The sequence below is a fragment of the Nonomuraea antri genome (assembly GCF_013283785.1).
Taxonomy (GTDB): Bacteria; Actinomycetota; Actinomycetes; order Streptosporangiales; family Streptosporangiaceae; genus Nonomuraea; species Nonomuraea antri.
In genome coordinates this window covers 11,883-36,097 of the sequence record NZ_JABCPZ010000099.1, presented here as the reverse complement: position 1 = coordinate 36,097, position 24,215 = coordinate 11,883, and the positions used below count along the sequence as shown (strand labels likewise).

Here is a 24,215-nt window from a genome sequence, read left to right as displayed (position 1 = left end):
ATATGGGGCCGCACCGTACGGGGCCGCGCCGTACCCCGGGGCGAACATCGGGGCGAACACCGGGCCGGGCGGGGTGCCGCATCCGGTGGGGAACACCGTCCCGCCCAAGTGGCAGCCGGGCGTTCCGGTGTCGCAGGCGGTCACCCAGCGATCGCGCCGCCCGGCCCGCAGGACGGCGGCGTTCGCGGTGTCGGTCGCCGCGGCCGCGGTGGCGGTGGTGCTCGTCGTGGTGGTCATGCAGCCGCCGCCGAACGAGCCGGTGACCAACCCGACGGACAGCCCCGCGACCAGGCTGCTCGGCCAGCCGTCGGAGGAACCGCCGGACGAAACCTCGGACGACGAGACCACGACCCCCACCGAGGACGCCGCCAAGGTCGATCTGCTCACCCCCCAAGGCGTCCGGACGGCGATCGCCGCGCTGAAGCCGGTCATGGGCGGCACCAAGGTCTTCCGCGCGGTGATCTACCCCGAGTACGCCATGGTGGACGCCCCGGTCAAGGGCGACGAGCACGCGATCGACGTGTTCTCCTACCGCGACGGCCAGGCCAAGCTCGACCGGCACGGCAGCACGTCCAGGGACGCGCCGGTGGACCTGATGAAGTTCGACTGGGACGTCCTGCCCGCGCTGTTGCGCAAGGCCGACCAGGACCTGGGCGTGCGCAAGCCCAAGAGCCGCTACCTGATCGTGGACACCTCGGTCGACTTCTCCGGCGTGCGCGAGACGGTGCGCGTCTACGTCTCGGACGACCACCGCTCCGGCTACCTGGTCGCGAACACCCGGGGCAAGGTGATCACGATGTACCCGGCCGACAAGTAGCCGGGACTCATCGCGGGTTCCCCTCGTGGGCCGGGCGGTGCGGGGTGGCGTGGATGTGCGTGCGCATCCCCTGCGGGTCGAACAGGATGAGCAGTTCGACCGCGCCGCCGTCCGCGCTGCCCAGCCAGTGCGGCAGGGACGTGTCGAACTCGGCCGCCTCACCGGCCGGCAACGTCAGGTCGCGCTCACCGAGTACGAGTCGCAGGCGTCCGCTGAGCACGTACAGCCATTCGAAGCCGTCGTGGGTCTGCGGGGCGGGCACGAGCGGTTCCGGCCGGGCCGGGATGATCATTTTGAACGCCTGAACCCCGCCGGGCCGCCTGGACAGCGGCACGAAGGTCATCCCGAACCGGTGGATCGGCGTGAGATGGATCCTGGGGTCGCCGGTGCGCGGGGCGCCGACCAGGTCGTCCAGCGGTACGTCGTAGGTGCGGGCCAGCGGCAGCAGCAACTCCAGCGTCGCCCGGCGCTGCCCGCTCTCCAGCCGTGACAGGGTGCTCTCCGAGACGCCGGTCACCGTCGCGAGCTCGGCCAGGGTGATGCCGCGGTGCCGACGCAGCGCGCGAAGCCGCGGGCCGACGCCGCCGAGCACCGCGTCCAGGTCGTCGTCCATCGAGGCCATCCTGCCATCTTGCCAGAACCGCAAGTTTTCGTGCCATTTCGAGCACCGCTGGTGAGACTGGGCGGACACCTACGCGAGGAGACCCGATGAACGCCACCGACGCGGACACCTTCTGGGACGACCTGTACGCGGCGCGACCGCCGGCCGCCGACCCGCGGCCGAACGTCCGCCTCACCGAGGTGGTCGCGAGCCTGCCGCCTGGCGACGCGCTGGACCTGGGCTGCGGCGCCGGCGGCGACGCGCTGTGGCTGGCCGGACGGGGCTGGCGCGTCACCGCCGCCGACCTCTCGGCCGTGGCGGTCGAACGGCTCGCGGCGCTCGCCCGCACCCGCGGCGCTCGCCCGCACCCGCGGCCTGGGCGAGCGCGTCGCCGCCGTCCGGCACGACCTGCGCGGATCCTTTCCTGACGGCGAGTTCGACCTGATCTGCGCCCACTACCTGCACACCCCCTTCGACCTGGACAGATCGTCCGTGCTGCGGACGGCCGCGCACGCGTTGCGGCTTGGCGGACGGCTGCTGGTCGTGGACCACGGCTCGACCGCGCCGTGGTCGTGGAACCAGGACCAGGACGTCCGATACCCGAGCCCGGACGAGGTCGCCGCTGGTCTGGCACTGGACGCGCCGACGTGGACGATCGAGCGGGCCGACACGCCCCGCAGAATCGCGACCGGCCCGGACGGAAGCACCGCCGAGGTCACCGACCACGTACTCCTCATCCATCGCACCCCGTGACAACACAGGAAGGAAGCCACCATGTCCGCCACCACGCGCCGACGTCGTGACACCCCGCCGCCCAGGACCGGGAGCGGCGAGGCCGAGGTCCTGCGCGGGTTCCTCGACTACCTCCGGACCTCGGTCGCCGCGAAGGTCGAGGGCGCGCGGGGACCGCGGGTGCGCACCGCCGCGGTGCCCTCGGGCACGAACCTGCTCGGCCTGCTCAACCACCTGACCTTCGTCGAACGCGCGATCTTCCTCGGCGAGGACGTCACGGACTGGCAGGCGACGTTCCATGCCGCACCGGAGGACGGCGTGGCCGAGGTCGTCGCCCGCTACCGCGAGACGGTCGAACGCGCCAACGACGTCCTCGACGGCTGCACCGACCTGGCCGCGCCCGTCCCCAGACCGCACCAGGACCAACAGCCGCGCCGGGAACGTCCGGCGCCGAGTGTCCGCTGGGCGCTCACCCACATGATCGAGGAGACCGGCCGCCACGCCGGCCACGCGGACATCCTCCGCGAACTGATCGACGGCACGACCGGCCGCTGACCGCCGACCGGCACCTCTCATTGAGCAATCGATTTCCCGAGAAACACTCCAACCTCTTGACGATCACGGGCCAGCGCTTGTAATTTCCGAGAAATCGATTGCTCATCTTACTCCCTCCGCACCCCCACTCAGCCAGGAGAGAGCCGTGTTCAAACCCGCCCTGGTCGCCCTGCTGGCCACGACCTTCATCACCGCCCCCGCAAACCCCGTCCCCACGGCCGCGGCCGGTTCGCCGCCGTCGAGTTCGTTCTTCTCCACCGTCCAGCTCGACTCCGCCGCCTCCGTCGGCGCGCCCGTCGTCGGTGACAACCTCAACCACGGCGACCTGTGGCCGTCCTGCTGGTCCGGCGACGACCACGTCTACACCGCCTACGGCGACGGCGTCGGCTACGGCGGCGCGTACAGCGACATCGGTGTGGCCAGGATCTCCGGCACCCCGGGCAACCTGACCGGGCACCAGCTCGCCATCGGCGAGCGGGTCGGCCAGGTCTGGACGGCGAACCACACCCGCAAGCCCACCGGCATGGCCTGCGTGGACGGCACGCTCTACCTGGCCGTCCAGGACCTGGCGCTGGACTTCGACGACGCCCCGGCGGCCACCGTCGCCAAGTCCACCGACCACGGCCAGACCTGGACCTGGAACCGCTCGGCCCCGATGTTCGGCGGCGGGGTGTTCACCACGATCATGTTCCTGGACTACGGCAAGGACTACGCCAACGCCCCCGACGGCTACGTCTACGCCTACGGACTCGACCACAACTGGCGTGACTCGTTCGCGAACCGGGTGCCCGACCCGGTGGACGTCTACCTGGCCAGGGTCCCGCGCGGTTCGGTGCAGAACCGCTCGGCCTGGCAGTTCGCCAGCGGCTTCACCGCCACCGGCGAGCCGGTCTGGTCGGCCGACATCTCCCGCCGGGTCCCCGTGCTGCATGACGACCGGCGGATCTACCAGGACGTCTACACCGCCGGCCGGGTGGAGAACCTGAGCGTGATCAGCCAGGGCGGCGTGGTCTACAACAAGCCGCTCAACCGCTACCTGTACACGTCGTGGACGGAGTACACCTTCGAGTTCTACGAGTCGCCCACGCCGTGGGGCCCGTGGAAGCACTTCGCCACCAAGGACTTCGGCGGCTACCCGTGGACGCGTACCAAGCACGGCGGCTACGCCACCACGATCCCGTCCAAGTACATCAGCGCCGACGGCAAGTCGATGTGGCTGCAGTCCAACGTCTGCCCGTGCGGCGGCGGCTACCCGCACGGCGAGCACTACGCGTACACGTTCTCGCTGCGCAAGATGCGCCTGGAGCCGCACGCCGCGAGCACCCCCGCCAACCGGCCGGATGCGGGGCGCAACCTCGCGCGCGAGCCGGGCACGGTGGCGATCGAGCGGGCCACCCACTACGGCAACACCGCCTTCTACAACGACGGGAACAGGTCGCACAGCGAGGACGACTGGAACGACGAGCGCAAGCCTGCGAGCTGGTGGGGTTACACCTGGCCGCGCGAGCACCTGATGAACAAGGTCGTCTACACCACCGGGCGGATGTTCGGCGACGGCGGCTGGTTCGGCGGCGGGCTGAAGGTCCAGGTGCGCCGCGGCAACCGGTGGATCGACGTCAGCGGCCTGCGAATCACCCCCGACTACCCGTTCAACGAGACGGCCGGCTCGAACCGCACCTACGAGCTGGGCTTCCACCCGATCGCGGGGGACGGGGTGCGTGTCATCGGCGCCGCGGGCGGTACCCGCACGTTCACCTCGCTGGCCGAGCTGGAGGTGTACTACGCGGGCGCGCCGGGGCGCATGTACGGCGGTTCGCCCACCGACTTCACCGGTGACGGCAAGGACGACATCGTCACGTTCACGCACGGCCCGAGCGCGGACGTCTACACCGCCGCCTCCACCGGGACCGGGTTCGGCGCCGCGGGCAAGGCGCACGACTTCTTCGCCCCGGACGGCGAGACCCCGTACACCGGCGACTTCACCGGCGACGGCAGGGACGACATCGTCACGTTCACGCACGGCCAGAACGCCGACGTCTACGTCGCCGCAGCCAACGCCGCCGGAACCGCGTTCGGCGCCAGTGGCAAGTGGCACGACCACTTCGCGCTCAGCGGCGAGATCCCGGCCGTCGGCGACTTCGACGGCGACGGCAAGGACGACATCGCCACCTTCACCCGCGGCGCCGGCGCGGACGTCTACGTGGCGCTGTCCACCGGGACGAGCTTCGGCGCCTCGTCGCGCTGGCACGCCGACTTCGCCCCCGGCGCCGAGTTCCCCGCGGTCGGCGACGTGAACGGCGACGGCAAGGACGACCTCATCGTCTTCACCCAGGGCGCGAGCGCGGACGTGTACGTGGCGCTGTCCACCGGCACCTCGTTCGGTCCCGCGGTCAAGGCGCACGACGACTTCGCGGCCGGCGCCGCCCAGCCGCGCGTCGGCGACTTCGACGGCGACGGCAGGGACGACATCGCCGCCTTCGGCAACGACGTCGCGGCCGACGTCCACGTGGCCCTGTCCGAAGGGGCGCCGTCCGAGGGGGCGCGCTTCGGTACGGCCGCCCGCTGGCACGACGACCTGGCCGGGCCCGGCGAGTTCCCGTACGTCGGCGACTACGACGGCGACGGCAAGGACGACGTGGCCGTCTTCACCCAGGGCACCACCGCGGACGTGGTGGTGCGGCTGTCCACCGGCGGCGCGTTCGCGGGCGGCGGCACCTGGCACGACTCGTTCGGGCTGCCGGGGGAGACCGCGCTCTGACCGGACCCTGACCCTTCCCAGCGTGCCCGGCTAAAATGCATATGCGACTACTTGTCGGGCACGGAAGGCATCCATGATGCGGAACGGCCGGACCAGCACGACGAAGACGCACGCCCTGGCGGCCCTGGTGACGGCGTCGCTCCTGGTCGCCGCCGGATGCACGGCGGGCGGACCGGGCACCCCGAGCGCCCCGCAGGAGCGGCCCCCGGTGGCCAAGCTCGCGATCACCCCGGCGCACGGGACGAAGAAGGTCGCCCCCGACACCGCGGTCAGCGTCAAGGTCACCGACGGGAAGGTCACCAAGCTCACCGTCACCGACGCCAAGGGCCGCGAGGTGCGCGGCGCCGTGGCCGCCGACGGCGCCTGGCGGCCCCGGTGGACGCTGCGCACCGCCACCGCCTACACCGTGAACGCCGCCGCGACCGGCACCGACGGCAAACCGGTCACCGCGCGCGCCACGTTCACCACGCTGAAGCCGAAACGCGTGCTGGAGAGCGGCATGTCACCACTGGACGGCGAGATGGTCGGCGTCGGCATGCCCGTGCAGCTCCTGCTGTCGCGCCCGGTCACCGACGACCGGTACCGGTCCGCGATCGAACGCGCCCTGGTGGTGCGCATGGACAAGCCGGTCGAAGGGGCGTGGAGCTGGGTCAGCGACCGGGAGGTCCAGTTCAGGCCGCGCGAGTACTGGCCGGTCGGGCAGAAGGTGACCGTGGTCGCGCACCTCGCGGGGTTGCGGGCGGGTGACGGGATCTGGGGCACCAAGGACCGGTCGCTCACGTTCACCGTCGGCCCCCGCCACATCACCAAGGTGAGCGCCACGGAGCACCGGGCCGTGGTGACGGCGGACGGCGAGGTGGTCAGGACGATCCCGGTCAGCCTCGGCAAACCAGGCGACGACAGCTACTCCGGGATCATGATCGCCCAGGAGAAGGCCGCGGACATGGTCATGGACTCGGCCACCACCGGCAACCCGGGCGCCTACCGCATCCCGACCAAGTGGAACGTCCGCATGACCTACAGCGGCACGTTCTTCCACTCCGCCCCCTGGTCCACCGACTCGCAGGGCAACGCGAACGTCTCGCACGGCTGCATCAACGCCAGCCCGGCCAACGCGCGCTGGTTCTACGACTTCACCCAGCGCGGCGACATCATCCAGGTCACCGGGACGTCGCGGAAACTGGAGTTCGGCAACGGGCCGACGCCGTGGGCGAAGTCGTGGGAGGACTGGCTGGCCGGCAGCGCCCTGGGCAAACCCATCAACGGCGACTGACCGCCCGCGCCCATGGCCGGTGCCCGGTGACCGCCGACCGCGTCCCCGGAAAGCCGGTCACTACCGCTGCCCGACCCGGCGATGGCGACGACGGCGGCGGAGCACGGCCGCGGTCGCGGCAACCCCGACCGCCACGGCGAGCGCCGCCGCGAGCCGAGCCGGGCCCACCGCCGCCACCCAGCCGGACACCACCCCCTGCGCCGCGACCACCGCGCCCACGATCGGGTCGTCCGCCGCCCCACCGGCGAAGACGCGCAGCTCGTACCAGCCGTAGTAGGCCACGTACAGCCCGGCCAGGACGAGCAGCCCGCCGCTGATCCTGGACACGTACGGCAGCACCCGCCGCACCCGGGCGACCGCCGCGGCCCTGGCCAGCGCCACGGCCAGCGACAGCACTGCCACCACCAGCCCCATCCCGGCCGCGTACGCCACGAAGGCGGCCACCCCGCCGAGCAGCCCGGCGCCCGACAGCGAGGCCGACGTCACCGCCAGGAACGGCCCGACCGTGCACGACAGCGACGCCACCGCGTACGACACGCCGTACCAGAACAGCGACGGCAGCGAGGCGGCCGGCCGGCCCGAGGCGACGCCGGGGACCCGGAGCAGCAGTTCGCGGCCGCTCAGCAGCCACACGCCCAGCGCGGTCAGCCCCACGCCGATGACGATCGTCACCCACGGCAGCCAGCGGCCGACCGACACCGCCAGCACGCTGACGACCAGCCCGAACAGCCCGAACACGGTGACGAACCCGGCCGTCATCGCGGCCGACAGGGTCAGCGCCCGGCCGACCGGGCCGCGGCGGGGGCCGTCGCCGGAGATCAGCAGGGTGAGGTAGGCGGGCAGCATGGCGAACCCGCACGGGTTGAACGCGGCGACGGTCCCCGCGGCCACCGCGAGCGCGAGCGGAAGCTCCGTGATCACCGCTGCCCCGCTCCGGCGGGCGCAAGCGCGGGCGCGGGCGGGCCGGCCGGGGTCATCCGGTCAGCCTCTTGAGGTGGCCGTTCAGCTTGTCCTGGTCGAGCGGCCCGGAGACCTTCTGTGGGGACCCGTCGGGCTTCATGAACACGAACGTGGACTGCTCGCTGACGCCCAGCTTCGTCCACACCGCGCCTTTCCGGTCCGAGAGTTGCACGATGTCGCCGGTGCCGGTGCGCTGCACGAACTCCTTCATCGCGGCCTCGGTGTCCAGCCCCGCCACGCCGACGAACGTCACGTCGCGGTTCGCGGCGGCGGCGGCCTTGACGGCCGGGGCCTCGGAGCGGCACTTCGGGCACCAGGGCGCCCAGAACCAGAAGACCACCGGCCGGCCCGCCAGGCTCGTCCCCTGGAACGGCTCGCCGTTCAGCGTCGTGGCGGTGAATCGCAGCGACTCGGGCACGTTCGCGACGGACGTCCCGGCAGGCGCGGGGGCGGATGTGGACGCGGACGCGGACGCGGAGGGAGCGGGCGCCGACAGCGGGGCGTCGGTGCGTGCCGGATTGGCCTGTTCGTCCCAGGCCGTCCCGCCGCACCCGCCGGCCAGCAGCGCCACCGCGGCCACCACGACCGTCGCCACCCGGCCGGTCGGCGCCATCCTGCCGGCCGTCGCCATCCGCACACTCGGGGCCGTCCGTCCGGGCGTGGCCGGCGCATTCGGTTGGATCATGCGCAAAGCGTAGAAGCACCCAGCACCGCCAGACCTTACGAGCCCATGACGGCCTCCCGGCTTGGCCACGGGCGGTTATGGATCTGGCACAGTCCGCGATGCCGCCCGCCCCCGCGTCGGCATACTTGCCGCCGACGTACTGGACTTTCAGCGCTTGCGAGGGGGAGGCATGACGATCGCGCGGCCCGTCGAGGCGCGGGCCCCGGTCGCCGCGGGCACCGGGCGGCGGCGGGTGAGCCCAGGCTGGGCGCCCGCCGCGCTGGTGCTGGCGGCGGCGGTGGGGTTGCTCTGCCGGTTCGAGGTGCCGCCGGCCGAGGTGGCGTGGTTCGCCGGCTATCTCGCCGCCGGGGTCGTGCTGCCCGGCACCCTGCTCTGGCGCGCGCTGGGCTGCGGCGGCGGCCTGCCGCTGCCCGCCGACCTGGCCGCCGGGCTCGCGCTCGGCTACGCGGCCGAGGTGGCGGCGTACCTGGTGGCGCGGGCGGCGGGGGTGCCGCAGGCGACGCCGCTGTGGGCGGTGGCGGTGATCGCCGTGTTCCTCGCCGTGCCCCGGCTGCGCGCGTGCTGGAGAGGCGGCGGGGGCGCGCGGGTGCCGCTGTGGTGGGCCTGGACGGTGTCGGCGTTCCTCGGCTACTTCCTGGCGCGCACCGCGGCGCCGTTCTTCCGCTCGCACGGGCTGACCGCGCCCGGCAACGGCTTCCCCTACGTGGACCTGCCCTACCATCTCGCCCTGCTCGGCGAGCTCAAGCACCACCTGCCGCCCGAGCTGCCCTCGGTGCTCGGCGAGCGGCTGTCCTACCACTGGTTCGGCTACGCGGAGATGGCCGCCACGAGCTGGGCCACCGGGATCGAGCCGCAGACGCTGCTCTACCGGTTGTCCGGGCTGCCCATGCTGGCGGCGTCCGTGACGCTGCTCGCGGTGATCGCCTGGCGGCTGACCCGCCGCTGGTGGCCGGGGGTGGCGGCGCTCGGGCTGATCTGCTTCGCGAGCTCGCCGGAGCCGCACGGCATCGAGCTGTTCACCGGACGCCCGCTGTTCACCACCTGGATCAGCCCGACCCAGGCGTTCGGCACGGTGCTGTTCGCCGCGGTGGTCCTGCTGCTCACCGGGTGCCTGCACGGGGGCAGGCGGCCGTGGGCGGCGGTGGCGGTGTTGCTGCTGGCGCTGACCGGGGCGAAGGCGACGTTCCTGCCGCTGCTGCTCGGCGGGCTGGTACTGGCGCTGGCGGTGCGCTGGGCGGCCGATCGCCGTCCGCACCGGCGGACGCTGGCGGCGATCGGGATCACGCTCGCCTGTCTCGCCGTCGCGCAGCTCGTCGTGTTCGCCGGGGCCAGGCAGGGGATGGGCGTCGACCCGCTGGCCACGATGCGCCGCGTGTGGGGCGTGGCGGCCGGGCTGAACCTGTCCGACGCGCTCACCGCGCCACTGGCGCCCTCGCTCTGGCTGGCCGTCGTCGGTCTCGGCTGCCTGGCCTGCGTGTACGCGGGGGCGTTCGGGCTCGTCGCGCGGCTGGAGCTGGTACGCGACCCGGTGGTGCTGACCCTGGCCGGGATCGGGCTGAGCGGGATCGGGGCGGTGTTCGTCCTCGGGCATCCGGCGGCTTCGCAGCTGTATTTCCTGGAAGGGGCCAGGCCGTATCTCGCGCTCGCGGCCGCCGTCGGCTGCTGGGCGCTGGTCGCGCGCGAGACGTCACCGCGCTGGTGGGCGCGGCCGGCGATGGCCCTGGCCGCGGGCGCGGGGGTCGCGGCGGCCGTCGCGTACCTGCTGGGACTGCCGCTGCCGATCATCGGCGTGCCCGAGCCGGTCCTGCCCGTCCGGGTGGCGGGGGAGCAGGCGCTGCCCGTCGTGCTGCCCTACCTGGTGCTCGCGGTCGTCGTGCTCGGGGTGCGGCTGCTGCTGCGGCCGCCGGGGGTGGTGATGCTGGCGCTGGTCACCGGGTTCCTGGTGCCGTCCGCGCATCTGACGCTGGTGCCGCCCGTGTCGGCGGGGACAGGCCGGCGCACCGTGCCCGACGGGGCGCTGGAGGCCGGACGGTGGCTGCGTGACCACTCCCGCCCGGACGACGTCGTGGCCACCAACGCGCACTGCCGCCCGCCCGGCAGGCGGGGCTGCGACAGCCGGCACTTCTGGGTGGCCGGCTACACCGAGCGCCGGGTGCTCATCGAGGGCTGGGCGTACGCGGAGAGCACTCTGGCACGCGCGCCCGGCGCCGGCGTGCCCTACCTGGACCTGCCCTACGCCGACCAGGCCCGGCTCGCCGCCAACGACGCCGCGTTCCGCGCCCCCACGCCCGAGACCCTGAGACGGCTGAACCGCGCGTACGGCGTCCGCTGGCTCCTGGTCGACGCCTCGGACCGGCGGTCGACGCCCCCGCTCGCGGAGCTGGGCAGGCACGCGGCACTGCGGTTCCGCCACGGCGACTGCCTGGTCTACCAGATCTGACGGTCCCCACTGACGGAAGGCGGGGAGCGGCCGTGACGGCCGCTCCCCGCCGCGATACGGCTAGCGCAGCACCCGGTACAGGGTCGAGGTGAGCGTCGCCTTCTCGTCGTCCTGGTCGATGGACCACATCATGGAGCCGCCCAGCCCCTTGGTCCTGATGTAGAGGGCCTTCTGCAGCACCGTCCACGGGTCGTCGTAGGACCAGAAGTCGTTGCCGTCGTAGAGCCACACGGTGCCGGTGCGCACGTCACGGAAGCGCTTGCCGGGCTTCTTGGCCAGGGTCTTGTAGTCCTCGGTGCCCGCCACGCCGCTGCTCGGGGCCGGTCCGGTGGCCGCCGCGTACAGGCCGTTGCCCTTCGACTTCACGCCCGTCCAGCCCTGGCCGTACGAGGGCACGCCGACCACGATCTTCCTGGCCGGGGCGCCGTTGGCCAGGTAGTGCCGGACGGTGGCGTCCACGCTGTACTTGACCGGGCTCGGGTCACGCGGGTCGGTGTACAGGTTGCCGTTGTGCCCGGTCCGCAGCTCCCACGGGCCGTGCAGGTCGTAGCCCTGGACGGTGGCGAAGTCGAGGATCTTGAAGACCTCCTTCACCTCGAACCCGGCCTCGATCTTGGCCGGGGCGGCCGGCAGGTAGGCGCTCATCTGCAGGCGCGGGTTCACCTCGTCGAGCTGGCGGCGCAGCTCGGCGGCGAACAGCGTGAAGTTCTGCTTGTCCTCGGGCCGGATGATGTTGCCGTCGTTGCCCGCGGAGCCGGGCCACTCCCAGTCGAGGTCGATGCCGTCGAACACGCCGGCGCCGGTGCCCGCGGGCAGGCCGGGCAGGTTGCCCTTGATCCACAGGTCCACGCAGGAGGCGGCGAGCTTCGCGCGGGACTCCGGCGTCAGCACGGCGTCGGAGAAGTACTTCGAGCCGCTCCAGCCGCCCAGCGAGATCTGCACGCGCAGCCCGGGGTGCTTGGCCTTGAGCTTCTTGAGCTGGTTGAGGTTGCCCCGCAGCGGCTGGCCCTCGGCGTCGGCGACGCCGTCCACGCTCTGCTCGGCCTTCATGGGGATCTCCCAGTCGGCCCAGGAGTCGGCGCTGACGCAGCCGCCGTCCTCGCTGACGTTGCCGAAGGCGTAGTTGATGTGGGTGAGCTCGGCGGCGGCTCCGCTGGTGTCGACGTCCTTGACCTGGTAGTTGCGGCCGCTGTAGATGCCCCACTGGATGAAGTAGGCGACCCGCTTGAAGCGGTCCTCGCGGTCGGGGTGGTTCTGGGTCTGCGCGAGGGAGGGTGCGGCCGTCGCGGTGAGGCCGGCGGCGAGTGCCGTGACCAGCAAGGGCCGGAGGAATCTGCGCACGTGATCTCCAAGGTTGAACTAATAAGAAACTTTCTTAAAAGTTTCGCGCCTGGAGCGTATGGATCGGCTGAATGACCAGTCAACGAAGACAGACGATCGTTCTGCATGCCGGACGGCCGATTCTGCATGCCGGATCACGCGTTCTGCATAGTGGACCGGGCCGGCTTCACGGCCCGGTCCACGCGACGGCTCAGGAGTTGCCGTAGAGCGTGTCGATCACGTCGGCGTACTTGGCGTGGATGACGCGGCGCTTGAGCGAGAACTTGGGCGTCAGCTCGTCGGTCTCGGTGGTCCACTCCACCGGCAGCAGCCGCCACTGCTTGATCTGCTGCACCCGGGCCAGGTGCGTGTTGGCCTCCTCGACCGCCGCCTCGATCTCGGCCAGCACCTCGGGCCGCTCGGCGAAGTCGGCCAGGCTCGTGTACTCCAGGCCGTTCGCCTGCGCCCACCTGGGCGCCATCTCGCCGTCGAGGGTGATCAGCGCCACCGGGTAGGGCCGCCGGTCGCCGTAGGCCAGCGCCTGGGCGATCAGCGGGTGCCTGCGCAGGAAGTTCTCGATCATGGACGGCGCCACGTTCTCGCCGCCGGCCGTGATGAACAGCTCCTTCTTGCGGTCGACGATGCGGTAGAAGCCGTCGTCGTCCACGGCGCCCACGTCGCCGGTGTGCAGCCAGCCCTCGGCGTCGAGCAGTTCGGCCGTGGCGTCGGCCAGGTTGCGGTAGCCGGAGGTGGCGATCGGGCCGCGCATCAGGATCTCGCCGTCCTCGGCGATGCGCACCTCGACGCCGGGCACGGCCGGGCCGACCGTGCCGAAGCGGTAGTTGGCCGGGCCGTTGGCGGTGAACGCGCCGGTGGTCTCGGTCATCCCGTAGACCTCCAGGATGTTGATGCCCAGCCCGGCGAAGAACCGCTGCACCTCCAGCGACAGCGGAGCGGCGCCCGAGCCCACCCAGGTGGCCCGGTCGAAGCCGATCAGCGCGCGGATGGTGGACAGCAGCGAGGCGTCGGCCTTCTCGTAGGCGACCCTGATCTCCTCCGGCGGGGTGGCGCCGTTCTGCCCGGCCTCGAAGTAGGCCACGCCGGCCGCCATGGCCTCGCGCACCTTCGCCTGCTGCTCCTCCGGCTGCGTGGTCATCAGGGCCTGCAGCCCGGCCATCAGCTTCTCCCACACGCGTGGCACGCCGAAGAACGTGACCGGCCTGGCCTGGCGTAACACCGCGGCCAGCTGGGTGGGGTCGGGGCAGAAGTGCACGTGCGAGGCCTTGAACAGCGGCAGGTACATGCTGAGCACGCGCTCGGCGATGTGCGCGTAGGTGAGGTAGGAGATCTGCGCGACCAGCGGGTCGAGCCGGCCGATCTCGTCGATGACGTCGACCTCGTAACACACGTTGGTGTGCGTCAGCGGGACGCCCTTGCAGGTGCCGGTGGTGCCCGAGGTGTACAGGACGGTCAGGACGTCGTCCGGCCGGATCGCCTCGTACCTGGCCGTCACGGCCGCGGCGTCGTGGCGCTCCCTGCCGAGCTCCACCAGCGCGTCCCAGGTCAGGTAGCGCTCGCCGGCCGGGCAGGCGTCCGGGTCGAGCACGATCACGTGCTCGATGTGCGCCAGCTCGGCCAGCGCGCTCTCCCAGCGGGCCAGCTCGGCCCGCCCGCCCAGGACGGCCACCTTCGCCCGGCAGTCGCCCGCGATGTAGGCGATCTGCTCGGGCGCCAGGGTGGCGTAGACGCTGATCGGGACCGCGCCCGCGTGCAGCGCGCCGAGGTCGGCCAGGACGTGCTCGGTCCTGTTGACCATCATCAGCGCGACGCTGTCGCCCGGCTCGACGCCCAGCGCGATGAAGGCGGAGGCCAGTTCCATGACGCGCTGCCGGGCCGCCGCGTAAGTGAGCGTGTCCCAGCCCTCGTCCTTCGGCATCGAATAGGCGGGAGCGTCGGGATGCGCCGCGGCGATGTCCGCGAACTGGGCGCATATCGTGCGCCCGGCGATTTCGCCCAGGATGGCGGACCGCTGGTCGAGAATTCGGGGGTCGGCCATGCGCGTCTCCAATCAGTGACCACTTACCGGCTTGCTGTATCTGAACACGCGGCCTTTCCCCTGACAAGCCCTCAGATGTCTTTCAGTTCGGCCTCCAGCAGGTGACGTACCATGTCAGGAAAATTCACCGTCGGCCGCCAGCCGGTCGCCGCCCGCAGCCGGCTCGCGTCGCCGATCAGCGGGCCGCCGTTGCGGCGCAGCACGGCCGGGTCCTCGCGCACGTGGTCACGCCAGTCCAGCCCGGCCAGGCCGAAGGCGATGGCGGCGAACTCGCCCACCGTGTGCGGCTCGCCGGTGGCCACGACGAAGTCGTCCGGCTCGGGCGCGCGCAGGATCGCCGCCATGGCGGCCACGTAGTCGGGGGCGTGGCCCCAGTCCACGGTGGCCGCCAGCGAGCCGAGCGTGACCTGCTCGCCACGCGCCGCGGCCCGGACGATCTTGCGTGAGACGAAGTCCGGCCGCCGCAGCGGCGACTCGTGGTTGTAGAGGATCCCGGCCGAGACGAACAGGCCCTGCCGCCGGTAGGCGCGGCAGTGCAGCAGCCCGGCCGCCTTGGTGATCCCGTACAGGGTGGTGGGCCGCAGCGGCGTGGACTCGTCCTGGACGGGGGTATCGGGCTCGCCGAAGACGTGCGAGGAGGCCGCGTAGAACAGCCGCGCGGCCGGGGCGTGCGCCAGCAGCGACTCGGCGAAGTACGTCACCGGCAGCACGTTCACCTCGTACGAGGCCCGCGGGTCCGACGGCGCGTCCTGGGCCGAGCCCTGCACCGCGGCCAGCAGGTAGACCTCGTCCGGCGCGACCTCCTTGACCAGCCCGGACACCTCCTCCCCACGGGTGATGTCCGCGTCGCCCCGGCCCACGGCCACCACGTCGTCGCCGCGCCGCGCCAGCAGCTCGCGCAGCAGCGTGCCGTCCTGGCCGTAGGCGCCGACCACCAGGCTGGTGGCCACGGCTCACACCACTTCCATGGCCGGCAGCGGGAACACCAGCCGGCCGCCGGAGCCCAGGAAGTCGCGCTCGCGGGCGACGATCGCGTCCCGGTAGATCCACGGCAGCACCAGGAACTGGTCGGGGCGGCGCGCCCTGGCCTCCTCCTCCGAGACGATCGGGATGCCGGTGCCGGGCGTGAAGCAGCCGTACTTGTCCTGGTTGACCTCGGCGATGCACGGCAGATCGGCCTCGCCCAGCCCGCAGTACTGCAGGATCACGTTGCCCTTGGTCGAGGCGCCGTACCCGAGCGTGAGCAGGCCCTTGTCCGCCGAGGCGGTCAGGAACTCGCGCAGCCCGTCGCGGTGCTCGGCGGCCCGGCTCGCGAAGCCCTGGTAGTCCAGGCCGCGCTCGCCCGCGCGGATGCGCGCCAGCGCCGCCTCGTCGGGCACGCGCGCGGACTCGCGCCTGGCCAGCACCACCGACAGGCTGCCGCCGTAGATCGGGTTCAGCTCGGCCTGGACGACCTTCAGCCCGGTGCGCTCGGCCATCCACTCGATCTGGGCCAGCCCGTAGTAGTCCAGGTGCTCGTGGCAGACCACGTCGTACGCGGTCGTCTCGATCATCGCGGGCAGGTAGCTCTGCTCGGTCACCCAGACGCCGTCGCCGGCCAGCAGGTCGCGCACCTCGGCCATGAACTCCATCGGCCGCGGCAGGTCGTAGAACATCGCGATGGACGTGACCACCTTCGCCCGCCGCCCGCCCAGCAGCTCGCGGGAGAAGAAGCCGGGGATCAGCTCGATGTGCGGCGGGTAGTAGCCGCGGAAGAACTCCGCCGCCGGGTCGACGCCCACCAGGTCCGGGCCGTCGGCGGGGTAGGCCGACAGCAGCGTGCCGTCGTTGCTGCCGATGTCCACGACCAGGTCGCCGGGGCCGAGGTCGACCAGCTCGCGGATGGCCGCCACCTTGCCCCGCAGGTGCTCGACCATGGCCCGGTTGAGGCTGGAGCGGTAGCCGTAGCCCTCGCCGTACATGAGGCCGAAGTCGGCGGTGTGGCGCAGCTGCACCAGGCCGCAGCCGGCGGGGGAGCAGACCACCAGCTCCAGCGGCACCATCGGCACCTGCTCGTCGCGGCGGCGCGGGAAGACGCCGGTGAGCGCCTGCGGGCCGAGGTCGAGCACGGGCAGCAGCTCGGTGTTGTCGCAGATGCGGCAGCGGTCGATGACCGTCGAGATCGTCATGAGTTCTCCAGGTCGTGCTCGACCATGAGCTGGATCAGTTCGGCGAAGCGGGTGCGCGGCTCCCAGCCCAGCGCCTCCTTGGCCTTGGACGCGTCGCCGGCCAGGTAGTCGACCTCGGCCGGGCGGAAGTAACGCGGGTCGACCTCGACCAGGACGCGGCCGTTCCTGGCGTCCACGCCGCGCTCGTCCAGGCCCTCGCCCACCCACTCCAGCGGGATGCCGACGTGGGCGAAGGCCACCTCGCACAGCTCGCGCACCGAGTGGGTCTCGCCGGAGGCGATGACGTAGTCGTCGGCCTTGGGCTGCTGCAACATCAGCCACATGGCCTCGACGTACTCCTTGGCGTAACCCCAGTCGCGCTTGGCCGACAGGTTGCCGACGTACAGCCGCTCCTGCTTGCCCCGGGCGATCCTGGCCACCGCCATCGTGACCTTGCGGGTGACGAACACCTCGCCGCGCCTGGGCGACTCGTGGTTGAACAGGATGCCGTTGCAGGCGAACAGGTCGTACGCCTCCCGGTAGTTCACCGTGATCCAATAGGCGAACAGCTTGGCGCACGCGTACGGCGAGCGCGGATAGAAGGGCGTGCGCTCGGACTGCGCCGTGTCGGAGACGCCGCCGTACAGCTCCGAGGACGACGCCTGATAGAAGCGGGTGGAGATGCCCGCCTTCTTGATGGCGTCCAGGATGCGCAGCGTGCCGACGGCATTGGTCTCGGTGGTAAAGTCCGGCATCTGGAAGGAGATGTGCACGTGAGACTGGGCACCCAGGTTGTAGATCTCCTCGGGGGCCACCTGTTCGAGAATCCGGTTGAGACAGCTGGAGTCGGTCAGGTCGCCGTAGTGCAGCTGCAGGCGCCCGTCGCTGTGGGAGCCGCTGTACACGTGGTCGATCCGGTTGGTGTTGAAGTTCGAGGCCCGGCGGACGATGCCGTGCACCTCGTACCCCTGCTCCAGCAGAAATTCCGTAAGGTATGAACCGTCCTGACCGGTGATGCCGGTGATGAGCGCTCTCTTCATCCGCTGACTTTCAGTCTATTTTCATGAAATATAGGACAATGGGCGAGAAATGCTTGATCTTCATTCCGACCTATAATGAGTCGGATAATGTGCGGAGATTACTGCCCGCGATTCTTGAGCAGGGGCTCGACTGCGACATCCTGTTCATGGACGACAACTCGCCCGACGGCACGGGGAAGGTGCTCGACGAGTTCGCCGACGAGCACCCGCGCGTGCACGTGGTGCACCGGCCCGGCAAGCAGGGCATCGGCAGCGCGCACCAGGCCGGCATCGCCTGGGCCTACGAGCACGGCTACGCCTGGCTGATCACCATGGACTCCGACTTCGCGCACCCGCCCGAGTACCTGCCGGACTTCCTGGCCGCCGCCGAGCAGGGCGTGGACGTGGTGGTGGGGTCGCGCTACCTGCGCAGGACCGGCCTGCCCGGCTGGAGCCTGCGGCGCAGGATCCTGACCCGCACCGGCCACTTCCTGACGCTGACCATGCTCGGCATGCCCTACGACGCGACCGGGGCCTTCCGCTTCTACCGGCTGACGAGCGTGCCGCACGAGGCGTTCAAGCTGGTCGGGTCGACGGGCTACTCGTTCTTCTTCGAGAGCCTCTACATCCTGCATGTCAACCGCTTCTCGATCAGGCAGATCCCGATCCACCTGCCGGGACGCACGTTCGGCACCTCCAAGATGGACGGGGGCGAGGTGGCCACGAGCCTGCGGCTGCTGTTGTCGCTGTTCGTCCGCAAGCTGTTCACGCCCCGCCGGTTCCGGATCTCGCCTTGAGCCAGGTGATCACGTCGGCGGCGTCGGGCCAGTCCGGTTCCGGCGTGCCGACCACCGGGAACTGATCGTCGAGCGGTCCCTCGAACGCCGAGCGGGAGCCGACGGCGTCCCTGATCTGCGCCAGCGTGACGGTGGTGCGGGCGCCCACCTCCCACACGCCGCGCGCGTCGAGGTGGTCGGCGATCCACCGGCCGCACCACTCGACCGGGGCGAAGCTCTGCCTCGACTCGCCGGCGGTGTAGACCGTCCTGTCGTTCAGCATGTCGATGAGCACGCCCTTGTCGTTGGTCTCGCCGTACATGGGGCCGAGCCGGACGACCAGGTGGCCGGCGCACAACTCCTCCGCCTCGGCGCGGTTGGCGCCGTAGGGCTGGTCGGTCTGGGTGCGCGCGGAGATGCTGCTGATCTGGACGAACCTGTCCCACTCCCAGTCACGCAGGAACGCCGCGGTCTTGCCGACCGTCTCCGCGCGGTCCTCCCCGGGGTGGTGACGGGCCCAGAAGCGGCGCGAGGAGCAGGCCGCGTTGATCAGCACGTCGAACGGGCCGCTGCGGCGCGCCTCCTCGTACGTCTCCCGCGTGACCGGCACCGCGGCCGGCCCGAGTGCCTTGACGATGGCCGCGCCCACGAATCCGCGGGCGCCGGCCACGGCCACTCTGCCCGGCACGCTCACATCCGCTCCAGCGTGTGCGGCAGCGGCTCGACCTGCACCAGCGGCGGGTCGCACTCGTCCCACGGCTTGGTCAGCATGGCGATGAACGTCAGCGACGACACCGCGTACACGGTGTGCATGACCCCGGCCGGCGTCCTGGTGCACACGCCGCGCGAGACGTGGATGAACTCCTCGGGGCAGTCGGGGTCCTGCGCGTCGTCCTTGGTGACGAGCACGCCCTCACCCTCCACGAAGAGCAGGTACTCCACGAAGTGCGGGTGGTAGTGCAGCCCGCGTACCTTGCCCGGGTGCAGGTGCAACATGTTGAACTCGAGGATCGGCTCCGGCGGCACCCAGGTGAAGATGCCGCCGCGGCCATCCCTGATCGTTTCCAGATTGCACGAGGGCTTGAGCACTTCGATTTTCATGCGGCCTCCAGGGGAGGAAGTGGTGACAGGCTCTCGCCTTCGGTCCGGCTCGCGGGGAACTGGGCCGGACGTTTGGCATCAAGTCCTGATATTTCGTGATCGGGGGATGAACTTGGTTGATTGTTGCAAAAAATCGTGGCAAGGGGGTTGGGGGCCCTTCTCCGTATCAGGTTGTCTACCAGGTCTGCGGGGATGGCCGGGCCGACCGGCCCCGGGAACGCCGACGGCCGGCCACCAGAAGGCGGCCGGCCGCGGAGATGAGGATCGTCACCAGGGCGACGGCCCCGGCGGCGGCACCACCGGCGGACGGTCGTCGCAGGTGATCGTGTTGGGCAGCATCCACGGCGCGAGCCAGCCGTCGTTGCCGCCGAGATCCGTCAGCGCGAACTCCGAGCCGCCCGGCGGGAAGCCGAACGCGCCGCAGTTGTTCACGCCCACCGCGCCCACGTTGCGCGCGTCCACGTTCTCGAGCGTGGCCGACCCCTTCACCCGGGCGCTGACCACCGAGGTGCCGGCGCCGTCCACCCGGACGTCCTTGAAGTGCACGTTGGAGATGGAGTGGAGGTCCTTCACCGACCACTCGCTGACCAGCATGATCGCGTTGTACGTGTTGTCCAGGAAGTGGTTGCCCACCACCTGGACGTCGGCCGTGATGTCCTTCTCCAGCGCGTAGAACCAGATCGCGCCCAGCCCGATCTTCCAGTTCAGCTCGAACGTCCCGGCCCGGACCGTGGTGTTGTCCCTGATCCACAGGTGCCCGGTGAACGGCTCGGCGCCGAAGCGCGAGCCCACCTGGATGGCGCTGCCCTCGCGGATCGGGTCGGCGATCAGGTTGTTCGCCACCGTGTTGTCGGCGCCGCCGTAGATCGCGATGCCGTTGGCCAGCACCGGGGTCTGGATCGTGTTGCGCTCGAACGTGTTGCCCGTGTCGGAGAGCTTCTCCGACCACATGGCCAGGGCGTCGTCACCGGAGTTGCGGACGAAGTTGTTCGACACGAGCGAGTTCGTGACGCCGGTGTGGAAGTTCAGCGCGTCGGCGATCTGGTCGACGATGATGGTGTTCGTGACGCGCACGTTCGTCATCGGGCCGTCGAACCAGAGGCCGACCTTGGTGTGGCGGATGTGCAGCCCGTCGATGGTGGAGTCGCTCATCGCGCCGCCGATGGCGTTGACCTGGTCGGTGTCGATGCGTTCGCGGACGTCGCCCTCGATCGCGAACCCGGACAGGTGCACGTCGCGGCTGCCGCCCTCGGCGGCGGGCTTGCCGTAGAAGCCGACACCGGTGTGCGTCGAGCCGTCGGGCGCCGGGGTCTCCAGCGCGACCTCGCGGCCCTTGACGGTCGTGTACCAGTGGCCCGCGCCGATGATCGTGACGTCGTCCACGACGATGTGCCGGTTCACCTGGTAGGTGCCGGGCGGCAGGTACACCTTGAGCTTCGCGCGCTTGGCGAAGGCGATGGCCCGCTCGATCGCGCGGGCCGAGTCGCGCCGCCCGGTCGGGTCGGCGCCGAAGGCCAGCACGTTGGCCGCCGCGAGTTCCACCCGGGGCGGGCCGACGAGTTCGGAGTCGAGCAGGTCGATGACCGTCCAGGCGGCGTCGCCGCGCGCGGGCGCGGTCAGCCGCACCCGGTCGCCCGCCCGGTATGTCCTGCCGAGCAGCAGGCGCTGCTCGTCGTAGAAGTGGCTCGGACGGAACGGCTTGGCGATGACCGGGCGCGGCGTGGTGGCGCTGGGCACGCACCCGCACTCGGTGATCCACCAGTCGGGGTGCAGCAGGTCGGCGCCGGGGTCGTTGGTGAACGGGTACTGGTTGTACAGCCACGAGTACTGCGAGGTCAGCGTCATGGTGGCGCGGTGCCTGCCGTTCACGGCGACGTCGAGCGGCGCGGTGATGCCGCCGCCGCCCGGGGCGTCGGGAATGCTGTAGCGCACCGTGATCGCGTTGGCCGCGCTGGGCAGCGTGAACTCCACGTGCTGCCCGGGCGTCAGCCTGACCGCCTTACGCCCGGACGCCTCGGCCGGCAGCGTGTACGGGGTGCGGTCGGGGCCGATGACCGTGCCGTCGGTGGCCGCGTTCTCGGCCTCCTGCTCCAGGAAACGCACGTTCGCGCCGCGCCCGGCGACGAGTGCCGGGTCGAGCGCGGCCCGCGTCACGACGGGCGCCCCCGCGGCCCGCGCCTCGCCGTCCGCCCGGGCGACGGCCGGGCCGCCGCCGAGCACGCCACTGACTCCCACGGTGATGGCGATCGTGGCCGCCACCGCCGCGAAGCCGCGCGGCGGCCGCTCGCGCCGTGGCGCGCCGCCGCCTCCACTGATGCTGCCTGACATCGGACCGCTCGATTCTGCTGGGGGGTGAACATCTGAGTCGCGCCGACCTTAGGTCCACCGAACCCTGCTCCACAAGGAGCTGCGAGAAAGTTTCGGAGTTCTGTCGAGTGAATGCGAGGATCACGCAAAAACTTGCGAGCGTTTGCGTTCGCGCTTGCTCGGACGACGGAAAACCCGCCGCACGCAAGGAGAAGAAGAGGGCGAAATGCCCTATAAGCCCGAGATGTCCGTTAAAGGTGTTTGAGGGGCGGGGGGCGATGGTAGGCATACCTAGCAGGGGAAATGGAGATCGCCCCGCTTTGGGGAGCCTTTCAGGCATCCGTCTGATAGGTCAGACTGGCGGTCTCCGCGGTCCGCAGAGACCGCCGGATCGGGGGAACCCAATGGGCAAGACGCTCACCGGTCTGGGGCTCGCGTTCTTCTTGACGCTCGCTCCGACCAGCGCCGCCGTAGCCGATACACAGGTCGCGCCGATCACACAGAGCCAGGCCACGCCGTCACCGCAGCCCACCGACACCAACAGGGACGAAGGTGGCGGCGGCAACGGCGGCCTGTGGGGTCTGCTGGGTCTGCTCGGCCTGCTGGGCCTGGCGGGCATGCGTAAGCGCCGCGACGTGGTGGGGACCGCAGAGCACATTCCCAACCGCGGCACCGGAACCGGCACCCGCGGCACCGGCCCGACCAATCGGCCTTAACGGGGAGCCGCGGCCGTTCTCCTGGGAGCGGCCGGCGGAACCCCGTCCGTGGCGGCACGATCGGCACTGCGCCGGTCGGGCCGCCACGGCCCATGCCGGCGGCCCGTGCCGGTCCGGCGGCCCGTCGGCACGTGCCGAGGGGGGTCAGCGGAACTCCAGGCCCTCGAATGCGCCGGAGTCCCGCCACTGGGCGATGTAGGCGAAGTACGCCACCGCGCCCTGCGGATGCCCGACGTTGAGCCGGCCGCGCAGACCGGGGTCGACGCCCTCGTTGTTGTAGTAGCCGGGCGTGCAGTCCGGCGAGCCGAGCAGCGACCCGGCGCCGGACAGCAGCAGCTCGACCCACGCGTCCTCGGCCTGCTGGGTGGCCTCCACCTCGGTGTGCCCGTGCTCCAGCGCGTGCTTGATCGTCACCGCGATCGTCCGGCCGGCCTCGGTGAGGTTGTGCGGGATGTTGGAGATGAGGTTCGCGCCCTGGGTGGGCTGGACGTGGAAGGCGTTCGGGAAGCCGTGCACGTGGATGCCGTGCAGCGTGCGCATGCCGGCGGCCCAGTGGTCCGACAGGCGCACCCCGTCGCGGCCGGTCAGGTCGTAGCCGGCCCGGCGCGTGTGGTCGGTGCCCACCTCGAAGCCGGAGGCGTAGATCACGCAGTCGACCGGGTATTCACGGCCGCCGGCCACCACGCCTGTCGCGGTGATGCGCTCGACGCCCCGGCCGTCGGTGTCGACCAGGTGCGTACCGGGCAGGTTGAACGCCTGCAGGTATTCGTCGTGGAAGCAGGGCCGCTTGCACAGCTGCCGGTACCAGGCCTTCAGCCTGCCCGCCGTCTCGGGGTCGTGGACGATCGCGTCGACGCGGGCCCTGATCTCCGCCATCTTCTCGTAGTCGGAGTCCTCGAACGCCTCCAGCATGCGTTCGAGCGTTTTGTCCTCGGCCGGGAGCGCCGCGATGCGGGTGCGCACCCGCCTGGCGATGTCGGTCCAGCCGTCCATGACCAGGTCCTCGACGTCCAGGGAGCCGGTCTGGTTGGCGGTGAAGTTCTCCAGCCAGCGCTGCTGCCAGCCCGGGGTGGCGATCTCGGCGAACCAGGCGGGGTCGGTGGGCCGGTTGTCGCGCACGTCCACCGAGGACGGCGTGCGCTGGAACACGTACAGCTCCCGGCACGCCCGCGCCAGGTGCGGCACGCACTGCACGGCGGTGGCGCCGGTGCCGATGATCGCCACCCGCTTGCCGGCCAGCCGGTCCATCGGCGCGCCGGTGTCGTCGCCGCCGGTGTAGTCGTAATCCCAGCGGCTGGTGTGGAAGGAGTGCCCGCGGAAGTCCTCGATGCCGGGGATGCCGGGCAGCTTGGGCACGTGCAGCGGGCCGGTGCCCATGGCCACGAAGCACGCGGTGAACGCGTCGCCCCGGTTCGTCCTGACGATCCAGCGCGAGCGCGCGGCGTCCCACTCCAGGTCCACGACCTCGGTGTGGAACAGGGCGTGGTCGTAGAGCCCGTACTGCTTGCCGATGCGCCGGCAGTGCTCCAGGATCTCCGGCCCGTGCGCGTACTTCTCGCTCGGCATGTGGCCGGTCTCCTCCAGCAGCGGCAGGTAGACGTAGGAGGCCGTGTCGCACTGGGCGCCGGGGTAGCGGTTCCAGTACCAGGTGCCGCCGAAGTCGCCGCCCTTCTCGACGATGCGGACGTCCGTCACCCCGGCCTCCTTCAGCCGCGCCCCGGTGGCCAGGCCGGCGAAGCCGCCGCCGATGAACGCGACGGTGACGTGGTCGGTCCTGGGCGGCCGGGCGGTGACGGGGGTGTGCGGGTCGTCGAGGTAGCGGGCGAGCCTGCCGCTGAGCCTGAGGTACTGGTCGTTGCCGTCCGGCCGCAGCCGCTTGTCGCGCTCTTGCAGGTACTTGCGGCGCAGGGCGTGCTTGTCGACCGTCATCCAGGCTCCCTTCGGCAATTTCA

The 24,215-nt window shown here is 71.2% G+C and carries 20 protein-coding genes and 1 pseudogene; 9 read left to right on the top strand and 12 right to left on the bottom strand.

Annotation, left to right across the window (positions count from 1 at the left end):
• A pseudogene (locus HII36_RS28815) lies at positions 1-817 on the top strand (serine/threonine protein kinase); the annotation flags it as partial.
• Between the two features lie 7 nt (positions 818-824).
• On the opposite strand, the gene HII36_RS28810 reads toward HII36_RS28815, so the two are convergent.
• Positions 825-1,430, bottom strand: a complete 606-nt coding sequence (locus HII36_RS28810; RefSeq protein ID WP_173526402.1) for a helix-turn-helix domain-containing protein — start codon at positions 1,428-1,430, stop codon at positions 825-827.
• A 95-nt stretch (positions 1,431-1,525) separates the two neighbouring features.
• On the opposite strand from HII36_RS28810, the gene HII36_RS55910 reads away from it, so the two are divergent.
• The 5 genes from HII36_RS55910 to HII36_RS28790 all read left to right on the top strand — a co-directional run bounded on the left by HII36_RS55910 (position 1,526) and on the right by HII36_RS28790 (position 6,736).
• A complete protein-coding gene (locus HII36_RS55910; protein ID WP_217370094.1) occupies positions 1,526-1,846 on the top strand; it encodes a class I SAM-dependent methyltransferase in 321 nt (106 codons plus the stop codon).
• A gap of 64 nt (positions 1,847-1,910) precedes the next feature.
• Complete coding sequence (locus HII36_RS55905) at positions 1,911-2,171, top strand: hypothetical protein (RefSeq protein ID WP_217370093.1); 261 nt, start codon at positions 1,911-1,913, stop codon at positions 2,169-2,171.
• 21 nt (positions 2,172-2,192) lie between these two features.
• Positions 2,193-2,705 carry a DinB family protein gene (locus tag HII36_RS28800; RefSeq protein WP_173526401.1) on the top strand — a complete coding sequence of 171 codons (513 nt, stop codon included), beginning with the start codon at positions 2,193-2,195 and terminating at the stop codon, positions 2,703-2,705.
• Between the two features lie 145 nt (positions 2,706-2,850).
• Positions 2,851-5,463 (top strand): FG-GAP-like repeat-containing protein, encoded by a 2,613-nt coding sequence (locus tag HII36_RS58790; RefSeq protein ID WP_217370092.1) that lies wholly within the window; start codon positions 2,851-2,853, stop codon positions 5,461-5,463.
• Between the two features lie 73 nt (positions 5,464-5,536).
• Entirely contained in the window at positions 5,537-6,736 is a 1,200-nt protein-coding gene (locus tag HII36_RS28790; RefSeq protein WP_236003964.1) for a L,D-transpeptidase, read from the top strand.
• Between the two features lie 60 nt (positions 6,737-6,796).
• Here the strand turns inward: HII36_RS28790 and HII36_RS28785 are convergent, their stop codons facing one another.
• A complete protein-coding gene (locus tag HII36_RS28785; protein WP_328807942.1) occupies positions 6,797-7,657 on the bottom strand; it encodes a cytochrome c biogenesis CcdA family protein in 861 nt (286 codons plus the stop codon).
• 52 nt (positions 7,658-7,709) lie between these two features.
• Entirely contained in the window at positions 7,710-8,381 is a 672-nt protein-coding gene (locus tag HII36_RS28780; RefSeq protein ID WP_173526400.1) for a redoxin domain-containing protein, read from the bottom strand.
• A 169-nt stretch (positions 8,382-8,550) separates the two neighbouring features.
• Between HII36_RS28780 and HII36_RS28775 the strand changes: the two genes are divergently transcribed.
• Positions 8,551-10,821 (top strand): hypothetical protein, encoded by a 2,271-nt coding sequence (locus HII36_RS28775; protein ID WP_173526399.1) that lies wholly within the window; start codon positions 8,551-8,553, stop codon positions 10,819-10,821.
• A gap of 60 nt (positions 10,822-10,881) precedes the next feature.
• On the opposite strand, the gene HII36_RS28770 is transcribed toward HII36_RS28775, so the two are convergent.
• The 5 genes from HII36_RS28770 to gmd all read right to left on the bottom strand — a co-directional run bounded on the left by HII36_RS28770 (position 10,882) and on the right by gmd (position 17,384).
• Entirely contained in the window at positions 10,882-12,162 is a 1,281-nt protein-coding gene (locus HII36_RS28770; RefSeq protein ID WP_173526398.1) for a glycoside hydrolase family 18 protein, read from the bottom strand.
• A 190-nt stretch (positions 12,163-12,352) separates the two neighbouring features.
• Positions 12,353-14,197 (bottom strand): AMP-dependent synthetase/ligase, encoded by a 1,845-nt coding sequence (locus tag HII36_RS28765; RefSeq protein ID WP_173526397.1) that lies wholly within the window; start codon positions 14,195-14,197, stop codon positions 12,353-12,355.
• Positions 14,198-14,268: 71 nt separating this feature from the next.
• The gene (locus HII36_RS28760) at positions 14,269-15,147 is read right to left on the bottom strand and encodes a GDP-mannose 4,6-dehydratase (protein ID WP_173526396.1); all 879 of its coding nucleotides are present in this window, start codon (positions 15,145-15,147) and stop codon (positions 14,269-14,271) included.
• A 3-nt stretch (positions 15,148-15,150) separates the two neighbouring features.
• Entirely contained in the window at positions 15,151-16,365 is a 1,215-nt protein-coding gene (locus HII36_RS28755; RefSeq protein ID WP_173526395.1) for a class I SAM-dependent methyltransferase, read from the bottom strand.
• Positions 16,362-17,384, bottom strand: a complete 1,023-nt coding sequence (gene gmd, locus HII36_RS28750; RefSeq protein ID WP_173526394.1) for a GDP-mannose 4,6-dehydratase — start codon at positions 17,382-17,384, stop codon at positions 16,362-16,364. Before gmd ends, HII36_RS28755 begins: the two co-directional genes overlap by 4 nt.
• A gap of 23 nt (positions 17,385-17,407) precedes the next feature.
• Between gmd and HII36_RS28745 the strand changes: the two genes are divergently transcribed.
• On the top strand, positions 17,408-18,160 hold the full coding sequence (locus HII36_RS28745; RefSeq protein WP_328807941.1) for a polyprenol monophosphomannose synthase: 753 nt from the start codon (positions 17,408-17,410) through the stop codon (positions 18,158-18,160).
• Here the strand turns inward: HII36_RS28745 and HII36_RS28740 are convergent.
• From HII36_RS28740 to HII36_RS28730, 3 genes are all read right to left on the bottom strand, one after another.
• Positions 18,129-18,833 carry an NAD-dependent epimerase/dehydratase family protein gene (locus tag HII36_RS28740; RefSeq protein ID WP_217370091.1) on the bottom strand — a complete coding sequence of 235 codons (705 nt, stop codon included), beginning with the start codon at positions 18,831-18,833 and terminating at the stop codon, positions 18,129-18,131. The genes HII36_RS28745 and HII36_RS28740 overlap by 32 nt on opposite strands.
• The gene (locus tag HII36_RS28735; protein WP_217370090.1) at positions 18,830-19,240 is read right to left on the bottom strand and encodes a cupin domain-containing protein; all 411 of its coding nucleotides are present in this window, start codon (positions 19,238-19,240) and stop codon (positions 18,830-18,832) included. Before HII36_RS28735 ends, HII36_RS28740 begins: the two co-directional genes overlap by 4 nt.
• A 267-nt stretch (positions 19,241-19,507) precedes the next feature.
• Positions 19,508-21,568, bottom strand: a complete 2,061-nt coding sequence (locus HII36_RS28730; RefSeq protein WP_173526392.1) for a glycosyl hydrolase family 28-related protein — start codon at positions 21,566-21,568, stop codon at positions 19,508-19,510.
• 383 nt (positions 21,569-21,951) lie between these two features.
• On the opposite strand from HII36_RS28730, the gene HII36_RS28725 reads away from it, so the two are divergent.
• Entirely contained in the window at positions 21,952-22,263 is a 312-nt protein-coding gene (locus tag HII36_RS28725; protein WP_173526391.1) for a WGxxGxxG family protein, read from the top strand.
• A 144-nt stretch (positions 22,264-22,407) separates the two neighbouring features.
• On the opposite strand, the gene HII36_RS28720 is transcribed toward HII36_RS28725, so the two are convergent.
• Positions 22,408-24,192: a flavin-containing monooxygenase gene (locus HII36_RS28720; protein ID WP_173526390.1), complete on the bottom strand. Its 1,785-nt coding sequence runs from the start codon at positions 24,190-24,192 to the stop codon at positions 22,408-22,410.
• Between the last annotated feature and the right edge of the window lie 23 nt (positions 24,193-24,215).